The organism is uncultured Phenylobacterium sp., assembly GCF_902826855.1.
In the GTDB taxonomy this organism is placed as follows: domain Bacteria; phylum Pseudomonadota; class Alphaproteobacteria; order Caulobacterales; family Caulobacteraceae; genus Phenylobacterium.
In genome coordinates this window covers 17,317-20,720 of sequence record NZ_CADEGK010000073.1, presented here as the reverse complement: position 1 = coordinate 20,720, position 3,404 = coordinate 17,317, and the positions used below count along the sequence as shown (strand labels likewise).

At 69.3% G+C, this 3,404-nt stretch carries 3 protein-coding genes and 1 pseudogene; all 4 read right to left on the bottom strand.

The features are described from left to right. A pseudogene (locus QZV94_RS11845) lies at positions 1-257 on the bottom strand (hypothetical protein); the annotation flags it as partial. Then, positions 254-1,027, bottom strand: coding sequence for a TrbG/VirB9 family P-type conjugative transfer protein (locus tag QZV94_RS11840; RefSeq protein ID WP_293678091.1), 774 nt, complete (start codon positions 1,025-1,027; stop codon positions 254-256). The gene QZV94_RS11840 and the pseudogene QZV94_RS11845, both read right to left, overlap by 4 nt. Then, on the bottom strand, positions 1,024-2,208 hold the full coding sequence (locus QZV94_RS11835) for a type IV secretion system protein (RefSeq protein ID WP_293678090.1): 1,185 nt from the start codon (positions 2,206-2,208) through the stop codon (positions 1,024-1,026). The genes QZV94_RS11840 and QZV94_RS11835 overlap by 4 nt, the downstream gene beginning before the upstream one ends. After that, positions 2,205-3,233, bottom strand: a complete 1,029-nt coding sequence (locus tag QZV94_RS11830) for a hypothetical protein (RefSeq protein ID WP_293678089.1) — start codon at positions 3,231-3,233, stop codon at positions 2,205-2,207. The genes QZV94_RS11835 and QZV94_RS11830 overlap by 4 nt, the downstream gene beginning before the upstream one ends. Positions 3,234-3,404 lie beyond the last annotated feature (171 nt).

Sequence of the window (3,404 nt, the reverse complement as noted above, 5' to 3'; positions counted from 1 at the left end):
GGCGGGGGCACGGCTGTCGGGCGTGCGGGGGGCGGGGGGATGTATCGGGCGGGCGGAGGGCCCGCCGGCGTGGGGGACGGCTGGGCCTTGGCGTCCCTGGCCCCTGAGAGGCCGTTGAACACCACGACGCCAAGGACACCGGCGCCGATGACGCCGACCCACAGGGTCATTGGCGAATCCGGCGCGCGCACGCGCGGTCGGGCGGCCTCGCCGTGGGCGAAGACGGGCGACAGCGGGGTGGGGGTCTTGTCACTCATCGCCGCCACCATGGGTCCTTCTTGCGCTGCCGGAGCGCGCTGGCCTGCTCGACGTGGAAGCCGTCGTTGTAAATGCGGGTGACCTCGCTGCCGCGGCGCAGCACGAAGCCGCGGGCGATGCGGTCGACCACGACGTAGCCCTGGTACTGGCGGCTGTTGACCACCGCCTCCCCGCCGTCGGGATCCACCGCGAAGATCGCCGGCATGTCCTCCTCCGCCCGGAACGCGAAGTAGGTGTCGCGCCCGTCGTCGAACACCTTCACCGGCAGGGCGTTGGTCGAGCCGTCATAGGAATAGGCGACATTGCGCTCTTCTGGCGGCGGCGGCGGCGGTGGCGGAACCATCACGGCCACCACCGGCTCTTCATAGAGGAATCGCACGCTGAACGGGATCGCCCGGCTGGCCTGGCGCTGGACGCTGAGCTGGAAGTTGTAGCGCCGAAGGTTGGTGATCACGGTCATGTTGGTGGGCGGCCGCGGTGACATCGGCTTGAGGAACAGCAGGTTTGCCCGGCGGTTCGGCGTCACCTGCCAGCCGAGCGAGTCGCCGATCGCGACGTTCTCGATCTTCTCGCCCTGATCGAACTCGACGGAGAGCTGCAGGCCGAGCGCGCTCCTCAGCTCCACCACGGCGGAGGGGTCGTAGTCGACGACGTGGATGCGCGGGTCGCCGGGCCCCGGGCGCGGCACAACGGCCAACGCCGGTGCTGCGACGAGGGCCAGGGCGAGGGCCAGTGCGCCCCCTCTCGAGGAACGTGGAACGCGGATCATCGGGCGGCTCCGGCGCGGCGGGCGGCGACGGCGGGACGGCGGTAGGTTTCGCCGAGGCGACGGGTCTCGTCGAAGTTGACGGAGACCTGCTGGCGTGAGGGCCGGCCCGCCGACGCGGCGGCGGCCGCCGCAGCGGCCCCGGCGCGGCTACGCTCTCCGGCCTGAGCCTGATCGCGCTGGAGGTCCAGAGCCAGGCGTTCGGCGCGCGATGGCGACTCGCTCGGCTGCGTCAGGGCCGTCTGGGACCGCAAGGTGCGCTCGTCGATCTGGCTTGCGCGGTCGGCGCCGAAGCGCGGCAGACGGAAGCCCATGGCCATAACGCAGGCGCCGATCACCAGCGCCCCTTGGCCAAAACTGAAGACGAACACCAGGGCCGCGGCGCTCATTGCCGTCTGAGGGTCGAGCTGCAGAGCCTTCCGCTGCGCTTCCAGCGTAACGACCCAGGGCTCGAGGACTGACAGCATGAGGACCACCAGGAGCCACCCGACCATCGGGATCAACGCCGACGCCGCCAGCGCCCGCACCCAGCCGACGAAGAGGCCGCGCGTCGCCGGGATGAGGGCGAGCGCGATGAAGATAGGTCCTACAGCTGTCAGGATGCCGATGGCGAGCGTGGCGGCCGCGATCACGCCCGGGCCGGCCAGGAAGATCGCACCGGTGGCGGTGGACATCGCCTCGGCGGATGCTGCCTGGGGGCTGGAATAGGCTTTAACCCCCGCGCCGGTCCCGGCCTGCTTGCCCAGGGCGACAGCTGTATTGGAGAACTCGTCGTAGACGGCCTGCAAGCCATCGATGGGGTTGGCGGCTAGGGAGGATCGGCCCTCGGCGGTCAGCGGCGCGGAGACCAGGGCGGCGATCTCTACTGGCGCGCGGTCGGCCACGTCGAAGACGAGCGCCTGGAAGGTCGACCAGCTGGTCACTAGGGTCAGGATCACCCCGATCTTCAACCCGATGCCGGTAGCGTCGGAGAGGCGCGTGTTGCCCTGGGCGAACAGCATCCGGTAGCCGAACCAGGCCACGTAGATGGTGAGTAGCGCGGTCAGGGCCGACTGGAAGACGCTCGAACCCTGGGTCAGGGCTAGGTAGCCGCCTTGGGCATAGGTGCGCGTCTGGCAGTCGACCGTGTCGAGCACGCCGCGGATGACACCCTGGCCGACGAGGTTGGCGCAGGCTGCGATCATGCTGCGCTCCGGCCTTCCATGAAAGACGGCAGCCAGGCGGCCGGCTCGTCGCCAACCTGCTGGCGGAGCGCGTCGAGCCGGCGGACGGCGCGCTCGGTGCCCGCCAGGACGGCCAGTTCGCCGCCGAGGCCGGTGAGGTCGAGCCGGGCCACCACGCTGTGGTCGCTGCGCTTGATGAGGAAACACCGTGAGGTGTCGGGCAGGCTGCGCACCAGTTCGAACTCGTGCTCGGTCAAACCGAACCCATCAACGTAGTCAGAGGCTTTCGCCCGCGAGTTGGGGAAGAATATCTGCGTCGCGGCCTGCTCAATAATCGCCGAGGCGATGCGGCTGTCCAGGGCGTCCGAAGCGCTCTGGGTGCAGAAGCCGACGACCCCGTTGCGCTTCCGGATGGTCTTCTCCCAGTCCTTGATCCGGCGCACGAACACCGGGTCGTCCAGCACCTTCCAGCCCTCGTCGACGATGAACATGGCGGGCGAACCATCCAGGCGCTGCTCCAGCCGATGGAACAGATACATCATCGTCGGGATGCGGATGGTGGGCGCGTCGAGCACCTTGGTCATGTCGAAGCCCAGGATCCGGGTCTCGATATCCAGCAGGTCGGCCTCGTTGTCGAACAACCAGGCGTGGTCGCCGCCTTCGCACCAAGCCGACAGCCGCGCGGCCAGATCGCCCGCCTGCGGCCGCCGTGCGCCGCGGAACAGTTCGCGCAGGTAGCGCAGCCGCCGGTGGTTGGTCGGCTGGGCGAAATTGGCGTCGATGGCGTCGGCGATCATCACCCGGTCTTCGGCGTCCAGAACCTCGCCTTCGGAGGTGAGCAGCTGAGCCACCCATTCGGAGAGGAAGGCGCGGTTGCCGGGCGTGTCGGGCAGGGCGAGCGGATTGAACCCGGTCGGCTCGCCCGGCGAGATCACGTCGTAGCGGCCGCCGATGGCGCGGATGAACGGCTCGGCGCCGCGGTCCTTGTCGAAATAGGCGATGCGCGGCTTCAGCCGTTCGGCCTGGGCCAGGAGGAAGGTGAGCAACACCGTCTTGCCGGACCCTGAAGGCCCGATGACGGTGAAGTTGCCGAGGTCGCCGTGGTGGAAGTTGAAGTGGTAAGGACCGAACGACGTGGTCTCCAGAACCGCGATCGCCGGTCCCCAGTGCTTGCCCTCAGCCTGGCCGGTGGGACGGGTGTGGAAACTGGCGACGGC